General features: G+C 62.7%; 26 protein-coding genes and 1 pseudogene. 16 read left to right on the plus strand and 11 right to left on the minus strand.

From position 1 onward, the window contains the following. Positions 1 to 33 precede the first annotated feature (33 nt). Positions 34 to 1053, minus strand: coding sequence for a substrate-binding domain-containing protein (locus tag X727_RS140765; RefSeq protein WP_031204631.1), 1020 nt, complete (start codon positions 1051 to 1053; stop codon positions 34 to 36). 218 nt (positions 1054 to 1271) lie between these two features. On the opposite strand from X727_RS140765, the gene X727_RS140760 reads away from it, so the two are divergent. The 4 genes from X727_RS140760 to X727_RS140745 all read left to right on the plus strand — a co-directional run bounded on the left by X727_RS140760 (position 1272) and on the right by X727_RS140745 (position 6602). Beyond that, positions 1272 to 2105 carry an inositol monophosphatase gene (locus tag X727_RS140760; protein WP_050591319.1) on the plus strand — a complete coding sequence of 278 codons (834 nt, stop codon included), beginning with the start codon at positions 1272 to 1274 and terminating at the stop codon, positions 2103 to 2105. 34 nt (positions 2106 to 2139) lie between these two features. After that, entirely contained in the window at positions 2140 to 3192 is a 1053-nt protein-coding gene (locus X727_RS140755) for an ABC transporter substrate-binding protein (protein WP_031204635.1), read from the plus strand. Positions 3193 to 3282: 90 nt separating this feature from the next. Continuing rightward, the gene (locus X727_RS140750) at positions 3283 to 5487 is read left to right on the plus strand and encodes an iron ABC transporter permease (RefSeq protein ID WP_245274202.1); all 2205 of its coding nucleotides are present in this window, start codon (positions 3283 to 3285) and stop codon (positions 5485 to 5487) included. Positions 5488 to 5501: 14 nt separating this feature from the next. Next, entirely contained in the window at positions 5502 to 6602 is a 1101-nt protein-coding gene (locus X727_RS140745) for an ABC transporter ATP-binding protein (RefSeq protein WP_023834978.1), read from the plus strand. Between the two features lie 240 nt (positions 6603 to 6842). Here X727_RS140745 and X727_RS140740 read toward each other — a convergent pair whose 3' ends face one another. From X727_RS140740 to X727_RS140730, 4 genes and pseudogenes are all read right to left on the minus strand, one after another. Then, positions 6843 to 9224, minus strand: a complete 2382-nt coding sequence (locus X727_RS140740; RefSeq protein WP_023834979.1) for a xanthine dehydrogenase family protein molybdopterin-binding subunit — start codon at positions 9222 to 9224, stop codon at positions 6843 to 6845. Continuing rightward, a pseudogene (locus X727_RS01000000165000) lies at positions 9221 to 10214 on the minus strand (xanthine dehydrogenase family protein subunit M). Before X727_RS01000000165000 ends, X727_RS140740 begins: the two are co-directional and overlap by 4 nt. Continuing rightward, positions 10211 to 10702, minus strand: a complete 492-nt coding sequence (locus tag X727_RS140735; protein WP_023730815.1) for a (2Fe-2S)-binding protein — start codon at positions 10700 to 10702, stop codon at positions 10211 to 10213. The pseudogene X727_RS01000000165000 and the gene X727_RS140735 overlap by 4 nt, the downstream one beginning before the upstream one ends. Before the next feature lie 239 nt (positions 10703 to 10941). Further along, entirely contained in the window at positions 10942 to 11766 is an 825-nt protein-coding gene (locus X727_RS140730; RefSeq protein ID WP_023834980.1) for an SDR family oxidoreductase, read from the minus strand. Between the two features lie 154 nt (positions 11767 to 11920). On the opposite strand from X727_RS140730, the gene X727_RS140725 reads away from it, so the two are divergent. After that, positions 11921 to 12814, plus strand: coding sequence for a LysR family transcriptional regulator (locus X727_RS140725; protein ID WP_023834981.1), 894 nt, complete (start codon positions 11921 to 11923; stop codon positions 12812 to 12814). 313 nt (positions 12815 to 13127) lie between these two features. Here the strand turns inward: X727_RS140725 and X727_RS140720 are convergent, their stop codons facing one another. After that, positions 13128 to 13712 carry a TetR/AcrR family transcriptional regulator gene (locus X727_RS140720; protein WP_023693653.1) on the minus strand — a complete coding sequence of 195 codons (585 nt, stop codon included), beginning with the start codon at positions 13710 to 13712 and terminating at the stop codon, positions 13128 to 13130. 102 nt (positions 13713 to 13814) lie between these two features. On the opposite strand from X727_RS140720, the gene X727_RS140715 reads away from it, so the two are divergent. Both X727_RS140715 and X727_RS140710 read left to right on the plus strand, forming a co-directional pair. Beyond that, positions 13815 to 14630, plus strand: a complete 816-nt coding sequence (locus X727_RS140715) for an oxidoreductase (protein ID WP_023834982.1) — start codon at positions 13815 to 13817, stop codon at positions 14628 to 14630. 68 nt (positions 14631 to 14698) lie between these two features. Beyond that, positions 14699 to 15700 (plus strand): NADP-dependent oxidoreductase, encoded by a 1002-nt coding sequence (locus X727_RS140710; protein ID WP_023834983.1) that lies wholly within the window; start codon positions 14699 to 14701, stop codon positions 15698 to 15700. A 96-nt stretch (positions 15701 to 15796) separates the two neighbouring features. Here X727_RS140710 and X727_RS140705 read toward each other — a convergent pair whose 3' ends face one another. Further along, positions 15797 to 16714 (minus strand): polyprenyl synthetase family protein, encoded by a 918-nt coding sequence (locus X727_RS140705; protein WP_023834984.1) that lies wholly within the window; start codon positions 16712 to 16714, stop codon positions 15797 to 15799. Positions 16715 to 16845: 131 nt separating this feature from the next. Here X727_RS140705 and X727_RS140700 point away from each other — a divergent pair, with 131 nt between their 5' ends. The 4 genes from X727_RS140700 (at position 16846) to X727_RS140685 (ending at position 19628) form a co-directional block, all read left to right on the plus strand. Beyond that, positions 16846 to 17553, plus strand: coding sequence for a transglycosylase domain-containing protein (locus X727_RS140700; RefSeq protein ID WP_196815018.1), 708 nt, complete (start codon positions 16846 to 16848; stop codon positions 17551 to 17553). 153 nt (positions 17554 to 17706) lie between these two features. After that, positions 17707 to 17889: a 50S ribosomal protein L32 gene (rpmF, locus tag X727_RS140695; RefSeq protein WP_008834724.1), complete on the plus strand. Its 183-nt coding sequence runs from the start codon at positions 17707 to 17709 to the stop codon at positions 17887 to 17889. A 197-nt stretch (positions 17890 to 18086) separates the two neighbouring features. Next, complete coding sequence (locus X727_RS140690; protein ID WP_023834986.1) at positions 18087 to 19034, plus strand: agmatinase; 948 nt, start codon at positions 18087 to 18089, stop codon at positions 19032 to 19034. A 192-nt stretch (positions 19035 to 19226) separates the two neighbouring features. Next, positions 19227 to 19628 (plus strand): hypothetical protein, encoded by a 402-nt coding sequence (locus tag X727_RS140685; protein ID WP_023670154.1) that lies wholly within the window; start codon positions 19227 to 19229, stop codon positions 19626 to 19628. Positions 19629 to 19875: 247 nt separating this feature from the next. On the opposite strand, the gene X727_RS140680 is transcribed toward X727_RS140685, so the two are convergent. From X727_RS140680 to X727_RS140670, 3 genes are all read right to left on the minus strand, one after another. Beyond that, positions 19876 to 20307: a heme-binding protein gene (locus tag X727_RS140680; RefSeq protein WP_023733046.1), complete on the minus strand. Its 432-nt coding sequence runs from the start codon at positions 20305 to 20307 to the stop codon at positions 19876 to 19878. Between the two features lie 175 nt (positions 20308 to 20482). Continuing rightward, positions 20483 to 20716 carry a hypothetical protein gene (locus X727_RS140675; RefSeq protein ID WP_023670152.1) on the minus strand — a complete coding sequence of 78 codons (234 nt, stop codon included), beginning with the start codon at positions 20714 to 20716 and terminating at the stop codon, positions 20483 to 20485. 79 nt (positions 20717 to 20795) lie between these two features. After that, on the minus strand, positions 20796 to 21323 hold the full coding sequence (locus X727_RS140670) for a helix-turn-helix domain-containing protein (RefSeq protein ID WP_023733047.1): 528 nt from the start codon (positions 21321 to 21323) through the stop codon (positions 20796 to 20798). Positions 21324 to 21438: 115 nt separating this feature from the next. Here X727_RS140670 and X727_RS140665 point away from each other — a divergent pair, with 115 nt between their 5' ends. The 5 genes from X727_RS140665 (at position 21439) to X727_RS140650 (ending at position 24255) form a co-directional block, all read left to right on the plus strand. Beyond that, on the plus strand, positions 21439 to 22272 hold the full coding sequence (locus tag X727_RS140665; protein ID WP_023733048.1) for an alpha/beta hydrolase: 834 nt from the start codon (positions 21439 to 21441) through the stop codon (positions 22270 to 22272). 116 nt (positions 22273 to 22388) lie between these two features. Then, complete coding sequence (locus X727_RS140660) at positions 22389 to 23045, plus strand: glutathione S-transferase family protein (protein ID WP_023733049.1); 657 nt, start codon at positions 22389 to 22391, stop codon at positions 23043 to 23045. A 5-nt stretch (positions 23046 to 23050) separates the two neighbouring features. Continuing rightward, on the plus strand, positions 23051 to 23377 hold the full coding sequence (locus tag X727_RS0134485) for a metalloregulator ArsR/SmtB family transcription factor (RefSeq protein ID WP_023699361.1): 327 nt from the start codon (positions 23051 to 23053) through the stop codon (positions 23375 to 23377). A 23-nt stretch (positions 23378 to 23400) separates the two neighbouring features. Continuing rightward, the gene (locus X727_RS140655) at positions 23401 to 23775 is read left to right on the plus strand and encodes a nuclear transport factor 2 family protein (protein ID WP_032887163.1); all 375 of its coding nucleotides are present in this window, start codon (positions 23401 to 23403) and stop codon (positions 23773 to 23775) included. A gap of 15 nt (positions 23776 to 23790) precedes the next feature. Further along, complete coding sequence (locus X727_RS140650; RefSeq protein ID WP_023715031.1) at positions 23791 to 24255, plus strand: SRPBCC family protein; 465 nt, start codon at positions 23791 to 23793, stop codon at positions 24253 to 24255. A 29-nt stretch (positions 24256 to 24284) separates the two neighbouring features. Here the strand turns inward: X727_RS140650 and X727_RS140645 are convergent, their stop codons facing one another. Continuing rightward, a complete protein-coding gene (locus tag X727_RS140645; RefSeq protein WP_023670147.1) occupies positions 24285 to 24548 on the minus strand; it encodes a metalloregulator ArsR/SmtB family transcription factor in 264 nt (87 codons plus the stop codon). Positions 24549 to 24551: the final 3 nt, after the last annotated feature.

The following is a 24551-nucleotide window of genomic DNA, read 5'->3' on the forward strand; positions in this document are numbered from 1 at the left end:
ACGTTTCCCGTCTTGACCGACACATGTTTCGCATCAGCCCTGGCCCGGCCTCACCGTGCTGCGCCAGACCATGGGCGCATGGCAGATCAGGCGGCTGCCAGCCTCCTCCCGCGCGCCGGTCGCGAGCCGCACGGCGCGCCTGGCGATCTCCTCGATCGGCGGCGAGAACGTCGTCAGCCGGTAAGAGGCCCAGTCGGCCTGTTCAATGTCGTCAAAGCCGATGACGCAGAGATCGCGGGGTACGTTGATGCCGAACTCGTGGCGGGCCGCATCGAGAAAGCCGCACGCAATCAGGTCGGTCACGCAGAACGCCGCATCCGGCCGCTGCCGGCCGGAAAAGAGTCGCCTAGCGCCATCGGCTCCGGTGGCATAGCCGGTGCGGCCCTCGCGCCACACGGTCACCTCCAGCCCTTCCTTCTGCGCGGCGGTAAGGAAGGCGGTTTCGCGGGAGAGCAGGCTGGGCGTGCCGGCAGCCGAGGTCACCAGAGCGGGGCGGGTACAGCCGGCCCGGATGAAGGCATGCAGCGCTGCCTCTGCGGCTGCAGCGTTGTCGACACCGATATTGTGCGGGCCGTCGAAGCGGTCATCGCGATTGATCAGCACCAGCCGCTGGCCGTTCTCAAGACAGGTGCGGATCAGCAACTGCGGCGGCGAGCCGGACAGAACGATGCTCGCATCGGCGCGATAGTTCAGCGTGTTGCGCAGCGCCTGGTCGACATGGTGGCTGGGGCCGGAGGTGTTGAACACCATGGCCATTTTGCCGGCGTCCCGCAGATGTTGGGTCAGCGCCTTCTGCAGGCGGGCATGATAGGGCGTGTCGCCATCGGCAACGATGAGGCAGACAATGCCGGTCGAGGCCCGCATCAGGCCGCGAGCCAGATGGTTGACGTGATAGCCGAGTTGCTCGGCCGCCAGCATCACCCGCTCGCGGGTTTCCCCGGAAACGGAAGCGCCGGGCGTGAAGGTACGTGACACGGCCGAGCGCGAAACCCCGGCGAGGTCGGCAACCTGCTGGGCGCTGGAAAAACCGGTGCGGATTCTCGGAACCTTCAAGCCAACGCTCTCGCTGCTGTTTTCGTGATTCTTTGCACGCCCGTGCAATGTAATGCAACTCTTCTGCCATTGCCACCCACCGCACTTGACAGGCATGGCCGAATGCAACAGCTTTGCACAGCCGTGCAATACAAGCCGGCTCAAGAGTGGCATCGGAGGAATACCCTGTCCATTTCGCCGAAGACGGCATTGAGGGCGCGATTGTCCGGACCGGCTGCATGAGCAGGGCGGCGGCGCATCCGAAGGCGGACCGGCTGTCCGAGGCCGAGATGGACAGGCGTGCCGAGGTCTGCCGGAAACTGCTTGTCACGGCCGGGCAACTGGCGATGGAAGGCTATGCCAGGCAGGGCGCCGTCCAGCCGGTGGCGATGAAAGGCCCGCAGGATTTTCTCACTGAAACCGACGGCAAGGTCGAGGAGCACATCCGCGCGACGCTCGCAGAGGCTTTTCCGCAGGACGGGTTTTTGGGCGAGGAAGGCGGCGGCATCGGCTCTGCCCGCATGTGGGTCGTCGACCCGATCGACGGCACCGCCAATTTCATGCGCGGTATTCCGCATTTCTGCATTTCGATAGCTTTCGTCGAGGACGGCCGCAGCGAGATCGGCGGCATTGCCAATCCGGCCGTCGGCGAAACGTACTTTGCCCGTCGCGGGCAAGGCGCGACGCGCAATGGCGCGCCGATCCATGTGTCGCCGACGCAAGCGTTCGACCGCGCCTTTGTCGAGTTCGGCTGGTCGCCCAGGATTCCCAATCGCGACTATCTGGACAAGGTGAGCCTTGTCTGGGCACTCGGCGCCAATGTGCGGCGCTCCGGCTCCGGAGCGCTTGGGCTGGCCTATGTGGCCGACGGCCGCTCGGATGCCTATGCCGAGCTGCACATCAATTCGTGGGACTGCCTGGCCGGATTGCTGCTGGTGGAGGAGGCCGGCGGCCGTGTGAACCGGTTCCTCGACGGCGACGGAATGGCGAAGGGCAATCCCGTGCTAGCGGCAGCACCCGGCGTTGCGGCGACATTGTCCCAGGTGATCGGAGTGCCGCTCGACGACGGGTAGATCGTTTCCAGTGAGAAGACAGGGAGGAATATCGATGAAGACATTTGACAGTAAGCAAGGCTTGCGCGCCGCCTGGCTTGGCCTTGGCGCGGCGCTGGCCTTGTTCGGATTGGCGAGTGCCGCCCAGGCGGCCGATCGCAGCCTCACAATGTATTGCGCCGTCGACGAGGCCTGGTGCCGGGCGATGGCGACCACCTACCAGAAGGAGACGGGCGTCAGCGTCGACATGACCCGCATGAGCGCCGGCGAAATCTACGCCCGCCTCCGGGCCGAGAAGGACAATCCACAAGCCGATATCTGGTGGGGCGGCACCGGCGACCCGCATCTGCAGGCGGCGGAAGAGGGCCTCACCCAGGAATACAAGTCGCCGCAGCTGGCAAACTTGCGCGACTGGGCGCTGAAGCAGGCCGACAGGTCGAAGAACCGCACGGTCGGCATTTATCTCGGTGCACTCGGCTACGGCTATAATGAGGAAGATCTGAAGCAGCGCGGGCTGACCGCGCCGGCGTGCTGGGCCGATCTGGTCAAGCCGGAATTCCAGGGCGAAATCGAGATGGCCGACCCGAATTCATCGGGCACGGCCTGGACCATGCTTGCCACCATCGTCCAGCTGATGGGCGAGGACAAGGCATTCGACTATCTCAAGCAGCTCAACAAGAACATCGCCGAATACACCAAGGCAGGGGCCGCGCCGGCGCTCGCCGTCGGCAAGGGCGAGACGCTGATCGGCATCTCCTTCCAGCACGACGTGATCAATGCCGCGAAACAGAACCCTGCCGTGAAGGTGGTGTCGCCTTGCGAAGGCACCGGCTTCGAGATCGGTTCGATGAGCATCGTGACGGGCGCCAAGCATGCCGAAGAGGCGCAGAAATTCTACGACTGGGCGCTGAGCCCGGACGCGCAGAAGCTCGCGGCGCCGAACGGCAGCTTCCAGATCCCGTCGAACACCGCCACGCCGGTGCCGCCCGAGGCGCCGGACCTCTCGAAGATCAAGCTGATCGACTACGACTTCGCCAAATACGGCTCGTCGGCCGAACGCAAGCGGCTGTTGAAGAAGTTCACCGATGAGGTCCGCAATGGCGGCTGAGCGCGTTCTTTTGCGCTCACTCTAGCATCTGATCGCCGGCTGCCCCTCGCGGCAGCCGGCGCACCATCCTTTGGCACAGAAAGACATTGAATGGCCGCGGCCGGTTCCATGGTCAGTTCCGCTCCTGGACGCAGCGCGCTCGCCTGGGTGATGGCCGCGTGGGCGAGCTTCGTTCTCTTGCCTTGGTACAAGGTCGAAGGCGGCTTCTTGTCGTTCGACTGGCTGGCACAGCCGGCGGATGCGACGCCGGCCATCATCCTGGCGCTTGGTGGCCGGCCCTGGCTGTTGCCGCTTGTCCTGCCGCTTCTGCTGGCGAGCTGGCTGGTGGCGCGCAACAACCCCAAGAGCCTTGCGGTTGCAGGCGCGGCGGGCCTGCTGTGGCTGGCCATCGAAGGCTTTTCCATCATCCATTCGGGCTGGGGATTTGGCTTGCTTACCCAGATCGCCGGCACGCCGGGACCGATACAGCCGGGGCTCGGCTGGGGCGCTGCGCTCTATGCCGTGGCGATGCTGATGTTCATCGCCGAGGCGCTCGCCGCGCGCGGCTGGTGCAAGGGCGACCGTTTCGTCGTCGGCTCGCTCTCAATCGTGATTGCTTCGCTGATCCTGTTCGTCGCCTATCCGCTGCTGTCGATCCTCACCTCGGCCATCAAGGACAATGACGGCAATGTCGTGCCGGCGCTGTTCTTCGAAAAGATCTTCAGCGCCAACATATGGAGCCTGCGCTGCCTCTATGGCGAGGGCTCCTGCGGCGTGGCGTGGAACACGGTGGCGATCGCAGTCCTCGTCGGCTTTTTCTGCACGGCGCTCGGCCTGGCCCTGGCGCTGATTGCGCTTCGCACCAAGCTGCCGGCCAAATGGCTGCTGCGCGGCCTGTCCATCCTGCCGATCATCACGCCGCCCTTTGTCATCGGCCTGGCGCTGATCCTGCTTTTCGGCCGCGCCGGCATCGTCACCAACCTCATGTCGGTGCATCTCGGCATTCCGCGCAGTCGCTGGATCTATGGCATGGCCGGCATCACCATCGCGCAGGTGCTGGCCTTCACGCCGATCGCCTTCCTGGTTCTGGTCGGCGTGCTGCAAGGGGTCAGCCCAAGCATGGAGGAAGCGTCGCAGACCTTGCGCGCCAGTCGCTGGCGGACGTTTCGCACCGTCACCTGGCCGTTGATCCGGCCGGGCCTGGCCAGCGCCTTCCTGATCTCGTTCATCGAGAGCATGGCCGATTTCGCCAATCCGCTGGTGCTGGGAGGCAATTTCAACGTGCTGTCGACCGACATCTTCTTTGCAGTGGTCGGCGCGGCGCACGACCAGGGCCGCGCGGCGGTGCTGGCGATCGTGCTGTTGATGTTCACGCTGGCAGCCTTCGTCATCCAGCGCCGCTGGATCGGCAGCCGCAGCTACGTCACCGTCGCAGGCAAGGGCGATGGCGGCGTACCGGCGACGCTGCCCAAGGCCTTGCGGATCGGCTGCTACGCCGCCGTCGTTCCGTGGCTGGTTCTGACCATCGTGGTCTACGGCATCATCCTGGGCGGCGGTTTCGTGCAATCGATCGGGCGCGACAACACGCCGACGCTCGAATATTTCCTCACCGCCTTTTCGATCGAGAAAGGCGTCAATGGCTGGTTTTTCAGCGGCTCGGCCTGGCCGTCGCTGCTGATGACCATCGGCCTGGCGCTGGTGGCGATGCCGTTCACTGCGGCGCTCGGCATCCTGACGGCCTATCTGCTCGACCGGCAGCGTTTCGCCGGGCGCACCATGTTCGAGTTCCTGGCCATGATGAGTTTCGCGATTCCCGGCACGGTGATCGGCGTCAGCTATATCCTTGCCTTCAACGTGCCGCCGGTGCAATTGACCGGCACCGGGCTGATCATCGTGATCTCCTTCATCTTCCGCAACATGCCGGTGGCGATCCGTGCCGGGCTCGCCAATCTCGGACAGATCGACAAGAGCCTGGACGAGGCATCGCTGACGCTTGGGGCGCGATCCTTCGCCACCTTGCGGCGGGTGATCCTGCCGATCCTGAAGCCGGCCATCGTGACCGCGATGATCTACAGTTTCGTGCGCGCGGTGACGGCGGTCAGCGCCGTCATCTTCCTGGCGAGCGGCCGGTTCAATCTCGCCACGGTCTACATTGTCGGGCGCGCAGATGTCGGCGAATACGGCATCGCGATTGTCTATTCGGCGGTGATGATCGTTGTCATGATGGTCATCCTCATCGGCATCCAGCTGCTGGTCGGCGAACGCCGGCTCGGCCGGCGCCGGCCTGGTCCGGAAGCCGTTGTGGCAGCAATCTGATGGGGAGAAGCGGCGTGGATCAGACGGCGAAGACTGCTGCCCCGGTTGCGACGGACAGGCCAGCGGTGCGGTTCGAGGGCGTCACCAAGAAATATGGCGCGGTGACCGCCGTCGACAACGTCAGCTTCGACATCGCGCCGGCCAGCCTGGTGACGCTGCTCGGGCCCTCGGGTTGCGGCAAGACCACGACGCTCAGGCTGATCGCCGGGCTGGAACAGACCAGCACCGGGCGCATCCTGATCGACGACAAGGATGTCACCTTGCTGTCCGCCGCCGAGCGAGATGTCTCCATGGTTTTCCAGTCCTATGCGCTGTTTCCGCATATGAACGTGATGGAGAATGTCAGCTACGGCCTGCGGGCTATGGGGCTTGGCAAGGCGCAGGCAGCCGAGCGCGCCGCCGAAAAGCTGTCGCTTGTCGGCCTGTCCGGCTACGAGAAGCGCCAGCCGAGCGAATTGTCCGGCGGCCAGCAGCAGCGCGTCGCGGTGGCGCGCGCCATCGTGCTGGAGCCGAAGGTGCTGCTGTTCGACGAGCCGCTGTCCAATCTCGACGCCAAGCTGCGCCGGCGGGTGCGCGACGAAATCCGCGGCCTGCAGCAAGATCTGGCGCTGACCATGGTCTATGTCACGCATGACCAGGAAGAGGCGCTCGCCGTCTCCGACCGCATCATCGTCATGAACGCCGCTCGCGTCGCCCAGGACGGTACGCCGCGCGACCTCTACAACGAGCCGACCAACCGTTTCATCGCCGATTTCATGGGCGACGCCAATCTGCTCGACGTCGAGGTGCTTTCCAGCAATGCGACCAGAGCGAGGGTCAAGGTCGGACCCTTGCTGCTCGACATGCCGGGTCGCGGTAACGCTCCGGGACCGGCGATGCTCGCTGTGCGCCCGAATGCCGTGCGCATCTTGCCCGGCCAGCCAGCGGGCACCATGAAGGGCCGGGTGGTCAAGAGCTCGTATCTCGGCGACCACATGGAATACCGCATCGCGATCAGCGATCCGGCGGTCGAACTGTTCGCGACATCGCCTGATGTCACACCCGCCGTGGCGGAAGGGACGATGGTCGGGATCGATTTCGATCCGGCGAAGATCGTGCTGATCAAAGACGATTGAACGCGCCGGGAAAACCGTTGCACACTTTCCCGGCGTTGCTTGGTGACGTTACAACAGGCGGCGACCAGGGATTAGCGACCCAGTTTTGCCTTGGGTTTAGAATCGTTGTTTTTGCATGCTCGCCTATTTGCGAGCCTGAGGGNGGATTAGCGACCCAGTTTTGCCTTGGGTTTAGAATCGTTGTTTTTGCATGCTCGCCTATTTGCGAGCCTGAGGGTCACCAGGGCGCATCGACCGAACTCAAACGAGCTTTTCCAGCGTGATCGGAAGGCTTCGAATGCGTTTGCCGGTCGCGTGGAAAACGGCATTACCGATCGCAGGTGCGACCCCTACGACACCGATCTCGCCGACGCCTTTGCCGCCAAGAGCGGTTGCCTGCATGTCCGGAATTCCAACCGAAATCACCTGGATGTCGGGCACATCGGCGTTAACCGGGACGGCATAGTCGGCAAAATTCGCGTTGATGGTGCGCCCGTCTCGCTGGTCGACGTAACCTTCTTCCAGGAGAGCCTGCCCGAGACCCATGACCATACCGCCGATCCACTGGCTTTCCGCAAGCTTCGGATTGAAGATCCTGCCGCTATCGAATGCCGAGACCATGCGCTTGACGCGGATCGTGCCAAAATCCTCATCGATCCGAACTTCCACGAAATGCGCACACCAGCTATGGGCCGAGACGCCTCCTTCCACAGCGCCCTTCAACTGTGCAAAACTGCGGTCAGCTCCGTTCTTCATCTCCTCGGTGGCGCCGGGAGCAAAGGTGTTACCCTCGATTTCCAGTTTGTCTTTGCCCACTGCCTTCAAGAGTTCCGCGATGCCGATACCGCCGTTCGGCCGTCGGGTCGGTTGCACCGAGCCGTTTTCGAACGTGAGGTCAGTCGCCTTCGAGGCTGCCAGCGGCGACCTCGGATCGGATGCGGCAAGCGCCAGCAAGGCGTCCCGTGCATTCCTGGCCGCCTTGTCCACCGCTCCCGTCAGGTTGTTGGCCTGCTGGGAACCGCCTGCGAGCGCCGATCTGGGGAGGAGGGTATCGCCCAGCCGCACCGCGACTGTCTCAACAGGAACGCCCAATGCGTCAGCCGCTGTCTGGGCGAGAATGGTATAGGTCCCCGTTCCCATGTCGGTGCCCGCGCTGAGGACTTCGATCTGTCCACTGGCATGGAGTACGATCTTGGCTTCGCTCGCGGTACGGATCATGGGGTATGACCCGGCGGCCATTCCATAACCGATCAACTCGCGGCCTTCGCGCATCGAGCGAGGGGCCGGGTTCCGGTTCCACCAGCCGAAGGCTTCCGCGCCCACGGCATAGGCTTCGCGTAACTGTCGAGTGCTCCACTTCATCCCATTGCTGGGATCCGTCTCCGCCCAGTTGGCAAGGCGCAGCGTGACCGGATCCATGCTGAGCGCGTACGCCAGCTCGTCGATCGCGCTTTCCACAGCATAGGCACTGGGGTTTTCGCCGGGGCCCCGTTTCCAGCCGGGCTGGACCGTATTGACCGGCACGACGTTGAGACGTGACGAGAAGTTCGGCGTCGCATACATGATTTTCGTCACATTGTTGCAAGCCTCGATATGGACCTCGTCAATCGCCGTCTCGTTCCAGCTCTCATGGACGATCGAGCTTATCTTTCCGCCCTTAGAGGCTCCGATTGAGAGCGTCTGCCGTGTCGCCGGCCGACCGCCAAGGCCGGTAAACGTCTGCGGCCGCGTGAGAGAAACCTTGATCGGCCTGCCCAGCTTCCGCGAGGCCGCGCAAGCCAGCCCCACATGCGGATGTGCCCCGATCTTGGACCCGAACCCACCGCCGACGTAGGGCGAGATCACCCGTACATTCTCGATGTCGATGCCGAGCCATTCCGACACGACGCTCCGTGCCCCGCCAACCCACTGGCTGGGCTCCCAGACGGTGATTTTCCCGTTGTCCCAGGAAGCGATGCACGCATGCGGCTCCATCGGCACATTGCATTCGCGTGACGTCGTGTAAGTGACGTCTACCTTGACCTCGGCATTGGCCAACGCTGTCGCCGCATCGCCCCACGCGGCACCCATCTCATCGATGGGCTGCACTTTTGCCTTGGGATCGTTGATGTCGAGAATAGGGTCGCCGTCCTCATATTCGATCTTGAGAAGACTTGCCGCTTCCGTTGCCTGCTCAAAGGTTTCTCCGACCACGAGCGCGATATGCATGCCGTTGAAACGGACCACATCGTCTTGAATTGGGGTAAATTCCTCGGTCGCTCCGCCGCCCTTGCTGTAGACGGTCGGCTTGTTGAGCTTCAGGGAATTCTGCGCGGTGTAGACATCCAGGACACCCGGTAGAGCCTTGGCGGCCGACGTATCGATACTGACGATACGCCCTGCCGGCCGCGTCGATTGGACGGTAACGCCATAGGCCAGGTTCTCCAGCTTCTGCTCGATCGCATAGCGAGCCTGCCCGGTTACTTTCAACGGGCCTTCGGCGCGGGAAAGCCTGGCACCGAGAGCTGGCGCCTTGGCGGGGACGGTCTCAGCCGCAACGGCTTTTGACGAGAGATCGACAGCGGCGCCAGCGACAGCGGCTACGCCGGCGCCGAGCTTCAAGACGGTGCGGCGGTTGAGTTCGAACGCGTTACCGTGTGTCATACGATATCTCCTACCGTCATCAGGGCGCGTGCCACAACCTTCGGTGCCAGCTCGATCTTGAATGCGTTGTGTCCGCTCGACTTCGCGCCGTCGACGGCGGCTGCCGCGGCAGTACGAAGCGTCGCCTCGTCGAGCGTCTTTCCCTTGAGCAAATTTTCGACGGCGCGCAGGCGCCAGGGTTTGGTGGCGAGGCCGCCGACCGCAATGCGTACTTCGCGAATTGTCTTGCCATCGGCTTCCAATTCGATTCCGACAGCGGCGCTGGCCGCGGCGAACTCGTACGACGCGCGATCCCGGACCTTGAGATAATGCGAGCGTTCCAGGGCTGCCGAACGCGGGATCTCGATCCCGACGATCATCTCTCCGGGCGACAGATTATGCTCAAGGTGTGCGGTATCGCCAGGGAGCAGGAAGAATTCGTCGGCGGGAATTTTGCGTTCGGAAGCTCCCCGGATGATGACCGTGGCGTCGAATGCCACCAGGGAAACCGCAAAATCTCCGGGGTAGATTGCTATGCACGCGTCACTCGTGCCGAGCACCGCGTGGTTGCGGTTGACGCCGCCAAGGGCAGCGCATCCGGAACCTGGATTGCGCTTGTTGCAGTTCGAATAAGCGCCCGGGGTCCCGGAAGTAGGTGCAACGGGTTCGCTGCATCAAGTTTCCACCGATGGACGCCATGTTGCGCAGCTGTGCCGAGGCAGCGCGCCACAGGCTTTCGGAAAGCACCGGCGCAGCCTGCTTGATATCGGCGTGGTCGGCGACCTTGCTCATCTTGGCGAGCGCACCGATGCGAATGGCATCCGCCGATACCTCGATCGTGTCCAGGCCGGGAAGGCGCGTGATGTCGACCACCCGCGCAGGACGCTCGACATTCAGCTTCATGAGGTCAAGAAGCGTGGTCCCACCGGCGAGAAATCTTGTCTCTGGCTTGGTAGCCTCGGCAAGCGCCCTCGCGGCATCTTTGGCGCGGAGATACTCGAAAGGTCTCATAGTGCTGCCTCCTTCTTCAGGCGGCTGGCGGCATCGCGCACCGCGGCGACGATATGGGGGTAAGCGCCGCACCGGCAGATGTTGCCGCTCATGTATTCGCGGATGTCCTCGTCCGTATCGGCGTGGCCCTCACGAATGCATGCAACGGCCGACATGATCTGACCGGGGGTGCAATAGCCGCACTGGAATGCATCGTGCTCGATGAACGCGGTCTGGACTGCGTGCATCACGCCGTCGGCAGCCTGGAGGCCCTCGATCGTCGTGACCTGACGGCCTTCGACCTGGGCCGCCAGCGTCAGGCAGCTCAATACCCGCTCGCCGTCGACGTGGACGGTACAGGCGCCGCACTGCCCATGATCACAGCCTTTTTTCGTGCCGGGCAGGTTGGCATGCTCGCGTAGTGCATCCAGCAGAGTCACGCGTACATCAAGATTGAACTGGTGGCGCCGGCTGTTGATGTCCAAGGCTAGCTGTCGGGGCTCTGGCATGTCGTCTCCTCGAGTGGCGGGCGGGATATAGGACGCGAAGCTAATCGGACCGACGACGCCTGGCGGCATCAGTGGGAAAGGGAACGTCCATTCCGAAGTTCGGTCGTTGGCCGGTTGCCCAACGGTCAACCCTCAGGAGAGCACGGGCGCGACATTCGGATTAGCCCCCAGAATTCGCATGAGCCTATCGATGGCGCTCATAAATAGACCTGCGACGACGGCAGTGCTGGATGCGACGTTCAGCTGTCGAAGGCCAGTGAGCCGGCTAGCTCCTCATGGGCATCGACCTGCTCCTGCAGCAGAGCGAGTTTCTGCCTGACCATTGCAAGAGCATCGGCACCGGCGATGAATCGACGGGGCAGCTCCGGCTTGTCGACCAGAGTGATCAACACCTGCGCGAGTTTGGCGGGGTCGCCGACTTGCTGGCCGTTCGCGGCTTTCCAGCCCGTTATCTGCTGGGCGCGACGTTCGCTGTAATCGCTGACGAATGACGGAGCATATTGAGTGGATTCGTCCGTCAGCAGCTCCGTGCGGAAAAACCCGGGGTTCACGATCATCGTTTCAATGCCGAACGGCGCCACCTCGGCTTCGATCCAGCCATCAACGCCGAACTTTGCCGCGGCGTATGCAGAACAGAACTCAAAGCCGACCAGGCCGGCCGTCGATGAGATGGCAATGACCTTGCCAGAACCCTGCGCGCGCATGACCGGCAGGACTGCGCGGGTGACGTTCATGGCGCCGGTCAGGGTGGACGCGAGCTGAAGTTCGATATGGGCCGGAGTCAGGTCCTCGAAATAGCCGGCATAGAAGCCCGCGGCATTGTTGACGAGCACGTCGAGGCGACCAAAGCGGTCCAGGGTTGCCTTCACCGCGGCGTCGGCGTCGGCCGGCTTGGTCACGTCCAACGTGACGACCAGAAGATTGTCCGACTGCCCGATCGCCTTGGCGACCCGATCTGGGTTACGACCCGTCGCAACGACCTTATCGCCGATGGCCAGGACCGCTTTGGCAAAGTCGAGGCCCATGCCTCGCCCTGCGCCGGTGATCATCCATACTCTACTCATAGTCGTATCCTTCCTGGTCGGTATCTTTCAGTTTATGGCGCGTTGGCTTGGCACGTCCGTCTCAGCGTTTCGTTGTCGGCCAGGTGACATAGGGAATAGGACTCGATACGATTAGCCTCTATAATCTGCATGAAGTTAGAAATGGGATTGATAAATGAGGCGCGGAGATTTCAGCGACCTGGCAGTCTTCATCGCCGTAGCAGAGGCGGGCAGCTTCACGCGCGCCGCAGCAAAGCTTGGTCTATCGCAGTCGGCGCTCAGCTACGCTGTCAGAACGCTGGAACAGCGCATGGGAGTCCGGCTGATCTCACGCACCACCCGCAGCCTGTCCGTGACGGTAGCTGGAGAGCGCTTGCTGCGAAGCCTGCGACCGGCCTTCGATCACATCGAAAGCGAGATCGCCGCCGTCGCCGCCCTGCGCGACAAGCCCACTGGCCTCATTCGCCTGACGACATTCCGGTATGCTGCCAAATCAGTACTGTGGCCCGTCATCGCCAGACTCCTTCTGGAGTATCCGGATATCGAAGTAGAATTGAGCCTGGACGAAGGTCTGGTTGACATCGTTGCAAGCAAATTCGACGCCGGTATCCGGATCGGCGAGCAGGTCCAGAAGGACATGGTGGCAGTAAGGATCGGCCCGGACCTGCGTATGGCGGTGGTTGGATCACCGTCGTATTTTGCAACCCGAACGGTTCCAAAGACACCGCGCGAACTTGGGGAACACAAAGGCATCAGCTACCGTCAGAAGACCGGCGGCGGGCTCTTTGCCTGGGAGTTCGAAAAAGGCGGTGAGGAACTTGAAGTCAGGATGAATGGCCCACTCATTATCAATGACGGGGAAATGCTGGAGGCTGCGGCCCTCGACGGGATCGGATTAGCATACACCTTTGAAAGCCAGGTCGCTCCGTTCATCGCAGACGGACGCCTGATCCGGGTGCTGGAAGACTGGTGCCAACCCTTCCCGGGCTATCACCTCTATTATCCCAGCCGACGCCAGCACACTGCAGCGTTCGCTCTTCTTGTGGAGGCACTCCGTCTCAAGGCGTGACGGAAGGGCGAAAACACGCCGCTCTAACTTGGCAAAGTGAGTTATCCCTCCCTCATCAGCACAATTTTCGGGCATCCAATCGATTCCTCCGTCGCAACTTATCCCTTACGACTTCGTCGCGGTGGCCGTCCGATTCCGAGCCTTGAAGCTGCCAGTCGCTTCCGGCCCCTAATGCGGTCATTCCCTGATGCAGGTTGAGATGGCCTCGTGCTGGCAGTGGCTGACAACTTTTAGGCAAAGCGGATCCTTCTTGTAATGCGGCCCGCCATGATGAGGATGTCGGGCTCTTTGCCGCTTCTGCTCTATCTCTAAATTAGGATGCCTTCTCCCCGTCACGTGGCTGGATCAGCCTGCGCGCGGCATCTGCTCCTGCCGCAAGGAAGCGATCCGACAATTCGGTCCCTGCCACCGCGCGGGCCAGTTGAAGCGCGCCGATGAGGGTCGCAAAGACGCCCATGGCAACGCCTTCCGGATCCCTGGCCTGCGGAAGCGCTGCAGACAACTGGCGCACCAGAACCAGCAAGCGTTCGGTGTAGACTTGGCGCGTTTCGAGCGGCTGACGCGCGAGTTCCGGGAGCAGCGCGGCGTTGGCGCAGCCCGTTCCCGGATTGTCCCGGTGCCCGGCTGACAGATAAGCCGCTATCCCCATCTCCGGACCACCGGCGGCCAATACCTCTTGCAGTTGCTGCACTTGGCTCTCTAGCGCCGCTACCAGGCTTTCACGCACAAGCTCCGCCTTGGATTGGAAATGCGGATAGAAGGCTCCGTTCGTCAGCCCGGCGTCGCCCATAATGGCTGCCAGTCCGGACGCGGCGATGCCGTCACCGCGAAAACGCTGGGCTGCGACCTCGACGATGCGATCGCGGGAGGCGTCCTTTCGGCCCTTTTCGTAGCGCATGGCGCTCTTCCTTTCTGCTATTGCATTATGGGTGTAATGTGATATTATGATCATAATTCAATCAACGGCAAAAAGCTAGCCCTCATGTCTGTGGAGTATCAAATGAGTACCCTTTCGGAAAGAACCGCAGTCGTGACCGGAGCCTCTTCGGGCATCGGCCGCGCCAGTGCCGAGGCCTTGGCGCGGGCGGGGTATACCGTCTTCGGGACAAGCCGCAGCAAGGCCGGCAACGGCCCGGCTAAAGTGTCCATGCTGACCTGCGACGTGACCGACGGGGAGTCCGTCAGCGCCCTCGTTGCAACCGTGCTGGCCCAGACCGGTCGTATCGATCTGCTGGTGAACAATGCCGGTGTCGGCCTGCTTGGCGGCGCCGAGGAATCTTCGGTCGCACAGGTGCAGGCTCTGTTCGACGTCAATCTGTTCGGCGTCATGCGCATGACCAATGCGGTGTTGCCGTCGATGCGGCGCCGCGGCCAAGGGCGCATCGTCAACATCGGCTCGATTCTAGGATTGGTGCCCGCGCCATACTCAGCGCACTACTCGGCGGTCAAGCACGCGCTGGAGGGCTATTCGGAATCGCTCGATCATGAGGTTCGCGCCTTCAACATTCGCGTCTCGGTCATCGAGCCGGCATTCGTGCGCACCGTCTTCGACCAGAACGGCATCGAGCCGGATTCCCTGTTGAAGGACTACGATCAGGCGCGCGCCGGTCTCAAGGCGCTGCTTGCCGATGTGATGCCCAAAGCCGATCGGCCGGAAGTGGTGGCGGATGTGGTCGTCAAGGCAGCGACGGACGCCCGTCCGCGACGGCGCTATACCGCAGGGAAGGCAGCGCGCCAGGTCAGCCTGCTGCGCCGCTTCGCCCCCGCGGGGATGTTCGACAAGACCTTGCGCAAGCAGTTCCGCCTGCCGGTCTGAACAACGGTGGGACGGAGAATTTCACGCACAGACAGCAGGCCAACAGACACTTTCAGAAAGTCACTGCCATGAAGGCATTCGTTGTCGATAAATATAGCAAGAAAGGCATTTTGCGGCTGGCCGAGATGCCGGAGCCGGAGCTGCTGGACAATGACGTCCTGGTCGAGGTCCATGCCGCCGGGGTGAACCTGCTGGATTCCAAAATCAGAACCGGCGAATTCAAACTCATCCTTCCCTATCGCCGGCCCTTCATCCTCGGTCACGACGTGGCCGGGAGGGTTGCCAGGGTGGGCTCGAAAGTCCGCAGATTCAAACCCGGCGACGCCGTCTATGCGCGACCGCGCGATGGCCGGATCGGCACATTCGCCGAATTCATCGCAATCGATGAAGCCGACGTGGCGCTGAAGCCGGCGAACCTCAGCATGGAAGAGGCGGCCTCGATCCCGCTGGTCGGTCTGACCGCCTGGCAGGCTCTCATCGAGAGGGCGGGTCTGAAGACAGGCCAGAAGATCTTCATCCAGGCTGGCTCCGGCGGCGTGGGGACATTCGCCATCCAGTTGGCAAAGCACCTCGGCGCGATCGTTGCGACAACAGCGGGCGCGGCAAGCAACGATCTGGTCAGGGATCTCGGCGCCGATGTCGTCGTCGACTACAGGAAGGACGACTTCGAGAAAATCCTGTCGGGCTACGACGTCGTCCTGAACAGCCAGGACGCCAAGACGCTTGAGAAATCCCTGACTGTGCTGAAACCGGGTGGGAAGCTCATCTCGATTTCCGGTCCTCCGGATCCCGAATTTGCCTGGAAACAGGGACTGAACGTGGTGCTAAGGCTGCTGCTGCGGCTGCTGAGCCGTGGTATCAGGACCAAAGCCAAGCGCCGGGGCGTGGGATTTTCGTTCCTGTTCATGTCGGCGCAAGGTGAGCAGCTGAGCAAAATCACGTCCCTCATCGAAGATGGGGCGATTCGCCCGGTCGTCGACAGGGTCTTTCCTTTTGAAGCGACCAATGAGGCGCTGGCTTACGTCGAAACAGGACGCGCCAAGGGCAAGGTCGTCGTCAAGGTCAGATAGCGCGCCCAGTTGCTTTGGGGCATTTGAGAGACACCAAGCAAGGCAGCGCAAGGCCGACAAATTCCGAAAACGGTTCGGCATCCGATTGCCCAAACCTCAGTTGTTGCGGATTGCCACGAAGCTTGCCGCTGCCTTCAGCAAGGCTGCCTGTTCACCGTAAGGCTCAAGCAATTCATGGGCCTGCTTGACCAGCCCATGGAGCTGGCTGCGCGCCCAGTTCGCGCCATGCAGCGCGACCAGCGTCGCCTTGCCGGCGGCTGCGTCCTTGCCGGTCGCCTTGCCCATCTGGCTGGCATCGGCGGTCAGGTCGAGCAGGTCGTCGGCAAGCTGGAAGGCAAGCCCGACCGCCGAGCCGAATTCGGCCAGCCGGTCGCGGTCCTGCGGTGCAGCGCCGGCAATGATTGCGCCGGCTTCGCAGGCGTAGCGGATCAGCGCGCCGGTTTTCATCGCCTGCAGCCGGATGATGCCGGCCTCGTCCGGCCTGTTGCGCTCGGCTTCGAGGTCGAGCGTCTGCCCGCCAACCATGCCCCCGGTGCCAGCCGCGCGCGCCAGCGCCAGCACCAGTGCCGCCCTGCGATCCGCCGGCAGCGCCGTCGCCTCATCGGCGAGGACATCGAAGGCAAGCGTCAGAAGCGCATCGCCGGCAAGGATAGCGGTGGCTTCATCGAAGGCCTTGTGCACGGTCGGCTGGCCGCGGCGCAGATCGTCGTCGTCCATAGCAGGCAGATCGTCATGGATCAGCGAATAGCAATGCACGCATTCGAGCGCTGTCGCCACGCGAAGCGACGCCTCGCCATCGGCGCCGAAAAGGGCGGCACTTTCCATGACCAGGAAGGGGCGCAGCCGCTTGCCGCCGTTCAGCACGCCATGGCGCATGGCCGCCATCAGACGCTCCGGCCGGGCGATCTCGCCGGCAAGCGTGCGGCCGTCGAGCAGCAGCCTGAGCCCGGCCTCGATCGCCGCCGCCCGCCCCAGAAGTGCGGCCTCAAAGGCCAATTGCTCGTCTTTCGTCATGGCCGGGAGCGGTAGCCGACACTCAGACGTTGCGCAAGAAGCCTCGCGCCATTATGCCGGAGGCGGGAGAATGGCGCGGGTGGGGCGGCTTGACGGAACCGATCGTCGATCATGAAACCGAGGGGTTTGAGATGGCGCGACCGAGGCGCGTGAACCGCGCCGGTCTGAAGCGCCTCGCCCGGCGTTGCCTGGTCGTCGCCGCCGTGTTGGCGGCGATACCCGTTGGGCTGACCTTCCTCTATCTGCCGTCCTTCGTGCATCCGATATCGACCTTGATGGTCAAAGACCTCGCGACCTTCTCCGGCTACGACCGGCGCTGGGTATCGATCGACGATGTGTCCCCGGTGCTGGCCAATTCGGTGATCATGTCGGAGGACGGGCAATTCTGCTTCCATCGCGGCATCGATCTCGGCGAATTGCGCGGCGTCGTCGACGATGCGCTGGCCGGCGAGGCGACGCGCGGCGCCTCGACCATCACCATGCAGACGGTGAAGAACCTTTTCCTGTGGTCGCGGCCGCTGGGCTCGGTGCGCAAGGTGGTCGAACTGCCGCTGGCCGTCTATTTCGACGCGGTGATGTCGAAACGGCGGATCATGGAAATCTATCTCAACATCGCCGAATGGGGGCCGGGCATTTACGGCATCGAGGCGGCGGCGCAGCATCATTTCGGCGTTTCGGCCAAACAGCTGTCGCGGCGGCAGGCGGCCCTGCTCGCCGTCTCGCTGCCCAATCCGATCGCCCGCAATCCGGCCAAGCCCGGTCCGGGTCTGCGGCGCCTGGCGTCGCTGATCGAACGCCGCGCCGGCCGTTCGGGCGCGTATGTCGGTTGTCTTGATTAGGTCGAACCGCTGCCGGCTCAAAAAAAATCGCCACGGTGCTGGCCAAAACGGCGCAGGGCGTGTATAGGCACCCGACTTTCTCAGATTATGGCCCTGACGCGGCCCTTTCACGAGGGCTATCGGGGCATTTTGACCATGTAGTGGAGCATATCCATGGCCGTTCCGAAACGAAAAACCTCTCCGTCCAAGCGCGGCATGCGCCGCTCGGCCGACGCTCTCAAGGCCCCGACCTATGTCGAGGACAAAAATTCCGGCGAAATGCGCCGCCCGCACCATATCGACCTGAAGACCGGCATGTATCGCGGTCGCCAGGTGCTGACGCCCAAGGAAAGCTGAGACCAGCTTTCGAAGGGTTTGAATACCAAAAGAACCGGCCATTGGCCGGTTTTTTTGCGTTTGGTGCGCCGCGCCACCAACTATGCCAAAGACCGGGCGTCCGTGGCGATACAAGCTGCGGCGGCGGTGCTGTATTGAGTCCGCATGCCTTGTCGCGGCGCTTCCGCGCGATGATCGACCGGCTTCAGAGGGACCGCATGACCAAGCTCACCACAGCACCCCGCGATATCTTCCAGACCTTCATGAACTTCCCGCTGGTCGAGGACCTCGATGCGCTGAAGGCGGATGTCGCCATCATCGGCATGCCTTACGGCAGTCCCTACACGATCGACGAGCTGGTCAACGACCAGACCAACGCGCCGACCGCGGTGCGGCGCGCCTCGCAGCGCATCAGCCTCGGGCTCGACCGCTATGATTTCAACATTGGCGGAACCCTGTTCGACGGGCAGGACGTCAAGGTGGTCGATGTCGGCGATGTCCCCGGCGATGCCGCCGGCAGCCACTACAGGTTGGCCGAAACGGCAATCCGCAAGATCCGCGTCGCCGGCGCCTTGCCGATCACCATTGGCGGCGATCACGGCATTCCGATCCCGATCCTGCGGGCGCTTGACGGCGAAGGGCCGATCACCCTGGTTCAGATCGATGCCCATCTCGACTGGCGCGACAATGTCAACGGGGTCAGGGAAGGCTATTCCAGCCCCATCCGCCGCGCTTCGGAGATGGCGCATATAGCCGGGATTTTCCAGCTCGGCATCCGCGGCCAGGGCAGCGCCCGGCTCGAGGAGGTCGAGGCGGCCCGCGCCTACGGCTCCAACATCGTCACCGCCAATGAATGGCAGGATATCGGTACGGCGGCGCTGCTCAAGCGCATCCCGGACCGTGGCCGCTATTACCTGACCATCGATGCCGACGGTCTCGATCCCGCTGTCATGCCGGCGGTCGAAGGGCCGGCGCCTGGCGGCATCAGCTACCGGCAGACGATCGAACTGATCAAGGGGCTGTTCGCCAAGGGACGTGTCGTCGGCATCGACATCGTCGAGATCGCGCCGGCGCGCGACGTCAACGAGATCACCTCGATGACCGCCGGCCTTTTCATCCTCAACGCTATCGGCGCCGCCGTGCGGACAGGCCAGTTCAAGCGCTGAATCCCGGCGTGTCGGTGGTCAGCCGGGGCAACTGTGGCTGACAGGGTTGTTTCGCGCGGTCTTTTTCCGTGTTTGCGGGCGCTAGCGAAAAATCTTGACGGCGTGCCTGCGGGGCATTCTACAGAAGGTGCCCCATTGTTTAGGCAATTCCTTGGGAAACCGCTTTCCTGGAATTGCTAGAGGAGACGCCTGATGTTCGGTGCCATCCCGCTGCTGATCGTGCCCTTCGTGGCCTACAATCTCGGACTCCTCGGAATATTCGGCAGCGGCGACGATCCGTGGGCGACCGAGATCTTCTCGTTCAGCATGATGTCGGGCGGGGTGTTCTCGATGACGCTCGGCGACCTGATGGTGGTGATCGGGCTGATCTTCCTGTTCCTCGAAATGGTGAAGTCGGTGCGCACCACGAACGCCTCGATCATGGACCATCTGTTGTCGACGCTGGTCTTCGTGGCGTTCCTGGTCGAGTTCCTGCTGGTGAAGGGCGCGGCGCACTCCGTCTTCTTCACGCTGATGGTGATCGCCCTGTTCGATGTGCTGGCCGGGTTTTCGGTGTCGATGCGGTCGGCGAGTAGAGACATAAATTTGAACTAGCCGCCTTCGTTGGATGGTCGCATCCGTTCGCGATTGGCGTGGCTGCTCTTTCTGGTCGTCATCCTGGGGCGAAGCAGGAGCGAAGCGACGCGGCGCAGACCCTGGGATCCATTCCGTGAAGCTAAGGCGTTGCAACGGTTCAGAATTCTGCTCCGCTTACACTTGCGGCAAAGGTCGCGGCATGGATCCCGGGGTCTTCGCGACGGAGTTTCGCTCCTGCTTCGCCCTGGGATGACGAAGCTCCCCCTCAGCCCGGATCGGCGGTGAAGCCCGCCGCTTCGATGCCGGCGATGGCGGCGGCTTCGTCATTGTCCGACGTATCTCCCGAAATTCCGACGGCGCCGATGACGGCGCCTGCCTTGTCGCGGATCAGCACGCCGCCGACGACCGGCAATACGCGTCCACCCGAGACGTCGGAAATGCCGGCGACGAGATGCGGCCGCTCCTTGGCGAAAGCCTCGACACGGCGCGAACCCATGCCGATGGCCAGCGCCCCATAGGCCTTGCCGGCCGACATTTGCGGGCGCAGGAACGAGGCGCCGTCCTGACGCTGGAAGGCGACGAGATGCGCGCCGGCATCCAGCACGGAAACGCCGAGCGGTTTGAGCTTCATCTCGGCGCCCTTGGCGAAGGCGGCGTCGATGATGTGCTTGGCTTTTTCGAGGGTCAGTGCGGTCATGGCTGTCTCCTGATCAAAACGCGTCAATCATCGACCTGACATGCGGGATGCGAAATCCCGGTTGCGGTTGAAATTGCTTCGTGCGGGAAAGCGGAAATGGCGGGCATTGCTGATCGTGGCACATGGCGGATACGATCCGCCGGCATCCAGATGGCGCGTCGATGAAGAGACCGCGTTATTTTTTCTTGGCTCGGGCCGCTTTCTTGACCGGAGCGGCGGGTGCGTTGGCGAGGTCTTCCGCTTCCTTGGCAAGGCGCAATGCCCGGAGCTTGTTGGTCTTGGCCTGGCGGGCGTCGGCCTCGGCGACATACTCCGCCATCGCCTTTTGCCGCACCGTGGCTGCCTCTTCCTGCTTCTTGAAACGCATATCTGCCCGGGCGCGGGCAGTATCCTTAGAGTTCTCGACCAAGAGCGTTATCCAATCCCATAAATTATGTTTTTCAGCCCCTTGATAGCAGAGCCGACCTGATAATGGGGAAATAAGTTGGTCAAGCGGCCGGGGCCTCGATGCCGCTCGACGCCTTGCGGGCGACCACCGCCTCATATCCGGCCTGCAATGTAGCGCGGACGGAAGGCCCCGCGGGTGTGGCGACAGGCGTGCCCAGATGGTCGTGGCGCAACTCGTCCATGAACTGCTCCCACATTGGCGGCCCGCCTTTCTCCAGCAGTTCGGCGCGGATCGAAAGCTCCTCGCTCACCGGCAGCCAGACGCGGCCCCAAGCGCCGAGATGCGCCATGATCGGCACCAGCGTGATGGCCATCTCGGTCAGGCTGTAGATCGCCTTCTGCTTGTGCGAGGGGTCGTCGGCCTTGGTCAGCATGGCGAGTTCCATCAGCCGCTTCAGCCGGTCGGCCAGGATGTTGGAAGCGATGCCCTCGATCGAGCCGTTGAGCAGTTCGCGAAAGTGGCGTTTGCCGCCAAAAATCATGTCGCGCAGGATGATCAGGCTCCAGCGATCGCCGAACACTTCCAGCGACAGATTGATCGGGCATCCCGAGCGGTGTTCGGTGTTCATCCGACTCTCCTCAAAAAACCGGTTGCATAATCGTATCAGTTTTATTATCGTGCAACCGATTGCAAAATGCAACCAGTTTGATTGGCCTTTGATTGGCCGATAGGAGGAGAGTCCCATGACAAGGGCCGCAGCACCCGAAATCGTCTCCCAGACGTTTGGCGATCCCGGAGATCCAGCCATTCTGCTGATCATGGGCGCCATGGCCTCGATGCTCTGGTGGCCGGAGGCGCTCTGCAAAAAACTCGCCGGCGAGGGCCGTTTCGTGATCCGCTACGACAATCGCGATACCGGCCTGTCGACCAAATATGCGACGGGCGAGCCGCCGTATACGTTCGACGACATGGCGGACGATGCGGTGCGCGTCCTCGGCGGTTGCGGCATCGGCAAGGCGCATGTGGTCGGGATGTCAATGGGCGGCATGATCGCGCAACGACTGGCGTTGAGACATCCCTCGCGTGTCATCACACTGACGGTGATCAGCAGTTCGCCGGTGGGGATCGATACATCGCACCTGCCGGCGACGACCGAGGCCTATATGGAGCACTCGGCCGATGGCGCCAAGGTCGATTGGTCGGACCGCGACCAGGTGATCGGCTTCGTCGTCAAGGATGCGCGTGCGATCGCCAGCACCGCGCATCCGTTCGACGAGAAGGCGATGCGGGCGTTCGTCCAACAGGACTACGACCGATCCGGCGGCTTCCTGAGCGCGACCAACCATTTCATGCTGAAGGGCGGCGAGGATCTGAAAGGACGCCTGCGCGAGATCAAAGTTCCGCTGCTCGTCATTCACGGGACATCGGATCCGATCTTTCCGGTCGAGCATGGCGCAGTCCTTGCCGACGCTGTTGCCGGCGGGCGGCTTGTCCGCGTCGAAGGCGGTGGCCACGAACTGCATCCCGACGACTGGGGCACGATCGTCGCCGCCATCGTGGCGCATACCGAACCCTGAAGGCAGTCTGGAACCTTGACACATTCGCCTCATGGAAATAGTTAAGTAAATGCTTCAGTGTCGGCGCTGGCTGGCACCGCTCCAGCATCGACGAACCGCAAACAGACAAGCAAAAAATGTCCCTGACGTTCCATTTCCATCCGCTGGCATCGTTCTGCTGGAAACCGCTGATTGCGTTTTACGAGAACGATACGCGCTTTACGCCGGTTATCGTCGACCTCGGCGACGAGCAGTCGCGGGCAGCATTCCTGAAGGTGTCGCCGACCGGCAAGATGCCGGCGCTGCGTGACGATGCACGCAACCGCACGGTGCTGGAATCGACCATCGTCATCGAATATCTGGCCGCGCATTATCCCGGGCCGGTCGAGCTCATCCCGGCCGAGGCCGACCTTGCCCTCCAGGTCCGCCAGGCCGACCGTTTCTACGATTTCTACGTGCAGGCGCCGATGCAGAAGATCGTCGGCGACAGGTTGCGCCCGCAGGACAAGACCGACCCGTTCGGGGTCGACGAGGCGCGCGCGCAACTGCGCAACGCCTATGCGATCATCGAGGAGGAGATGCGTTCGAAAATCTGGGCGGCCGGCCCTACCTTCACCATGGCCGACTGCGCGGCCTCGCCGGCGCTGTTCTACGCCAACAAGGTCGAGCCGTTCGGCGACAGCTATCCGGCCGTGAAACACTACCACGACCGCCTGCTCAAGCGGCCGTCCTTCGCCCGGGTGGTCGAGGAGGCGCAGCCCTACTTCAAGTTCTTTCCCTACAATAACGGCTGATCGCGATGCTGCACGATCCCGCCCAGCTCGACCTGATGTTCCAGGCGCTCGCGGACCCGGCCAGGCGCAGCATGGTCGAGCGGCTGTCGCGTGGGCCAGCCTCGGTCAGCCAGTTGGCCGAACCGCTGGCGATGTCGCTGTCGGCCGTCGTCCAGCATCTCAACGTGCTCGAAGCAAGCGGGCTGGTGCGCTCGGAAAAGCTCGGCCGCGTGCGCACCTGCCAGATCGCGCCGCAGGCGCTGCGCAGCGCAGAACACTGGATCAACGAACGGCGGCTGACATGGGAGCGTCGGCTCGACCGGCTCGGCGATTTTCTCGCCGGGACCGAATGACCTGAAGCAGAGGAGAAATGACCATGCCCGGCAAAAGCAGAGCGGAGTTGATCCGCGGCTATTTTTCCGCCTACCAGGCGAATAACAAGGCTGCCGTCGCGGCGGTGCTCGCCGACGATTTCACCTTCACCAGCCCCTATGACGACGCCATCGACCGTGCGACCTATTTCGAGCGCTGCTGGCCTGACAGCCCGGCCTTCAGCTCGATCGTCATCGAGCGGATATGCGAGGACGAGGACGCCGCCTTTGTCCTCTATCGCTGCGAGACGGCGGACGGAAAGACCTTCCGCAACACTGAACTGCATCTGTTCCATGACGACAGGTTGCGCGCCGTCGAAGTCTATTTCGGCGCGTCCTATCGCGACGGCGTCTTCGTCGCGCAGAAACCATCAAGCTGACCAAGAGGACCTGACATGGCCGAACGATCCGTCGTCCACTCCACCTTCGTCCTCGAGCGCCTCTATCCAGTTGCACCGGCGAAAGTCTATTTCGCGCTCAGCGATCCGGCCGCCAAGCGGCGCTGGTTCGCCGACCCCGACAACCCGATGACCCACAGGCACGAAATGGATTTTCGCGTTGGCGGCCAGGAGGTCAATGCCGGCGGGCCGAAGGACGGGCCGATCCACACCTATACCGCCACCTATCAGGACATCGTGCCCAACCAGCGCATCGTCTACAGCTACGACATGCTGTTCGGTGATGTCAGAATCTCGGTTTCGCTGGCGACAATTGAGCTTCGCCCGGAAGGCACGGGCACGCGTCTGGTGCTGACCGAGCAGGGCGCGTTTCTCGATGGGCACGACACACCGTCATCGCGCGAGCATGGTACCGGATTCCTGCTCGATGCGCTGGGCAAGGCGCTGGCAACGGACACTTGAAAGCCAGGGAGGCGAGCTGGAATCGCGGCCTATGCTTCCCAGAACTGATCAAGCCAAATATTGAGCTTGAGGAAGCCGCCACTGCTGACTGTATAGACCCGCCTCGTGCCCTCAGCCTTGGCCTGAACCAGACCGGCGTCCAGCAACACTTTCAAATGCTGGGACACGGCCGGGCGGGAGACTGGCAGGCCCGAAGCCAGTTCGTTGACGGTTTTCGGGCCACGCCGGAGCTCTTCCAGAAGATAGCGCCGGTTGGGGTCGGCAATCGCCATGAAGGCGTCAGAAAAGATCATGCC

Origin of the sequence: Mesorhizobium sp. L103C105A0, from assembly GCF_000502215.1 — a bacterium.
Lineage (GTDB): Bacteria > Pseudomonadota > Alphaproteobacteria > Rhizobiales > Rhizobiaceae > Mesorhizobium.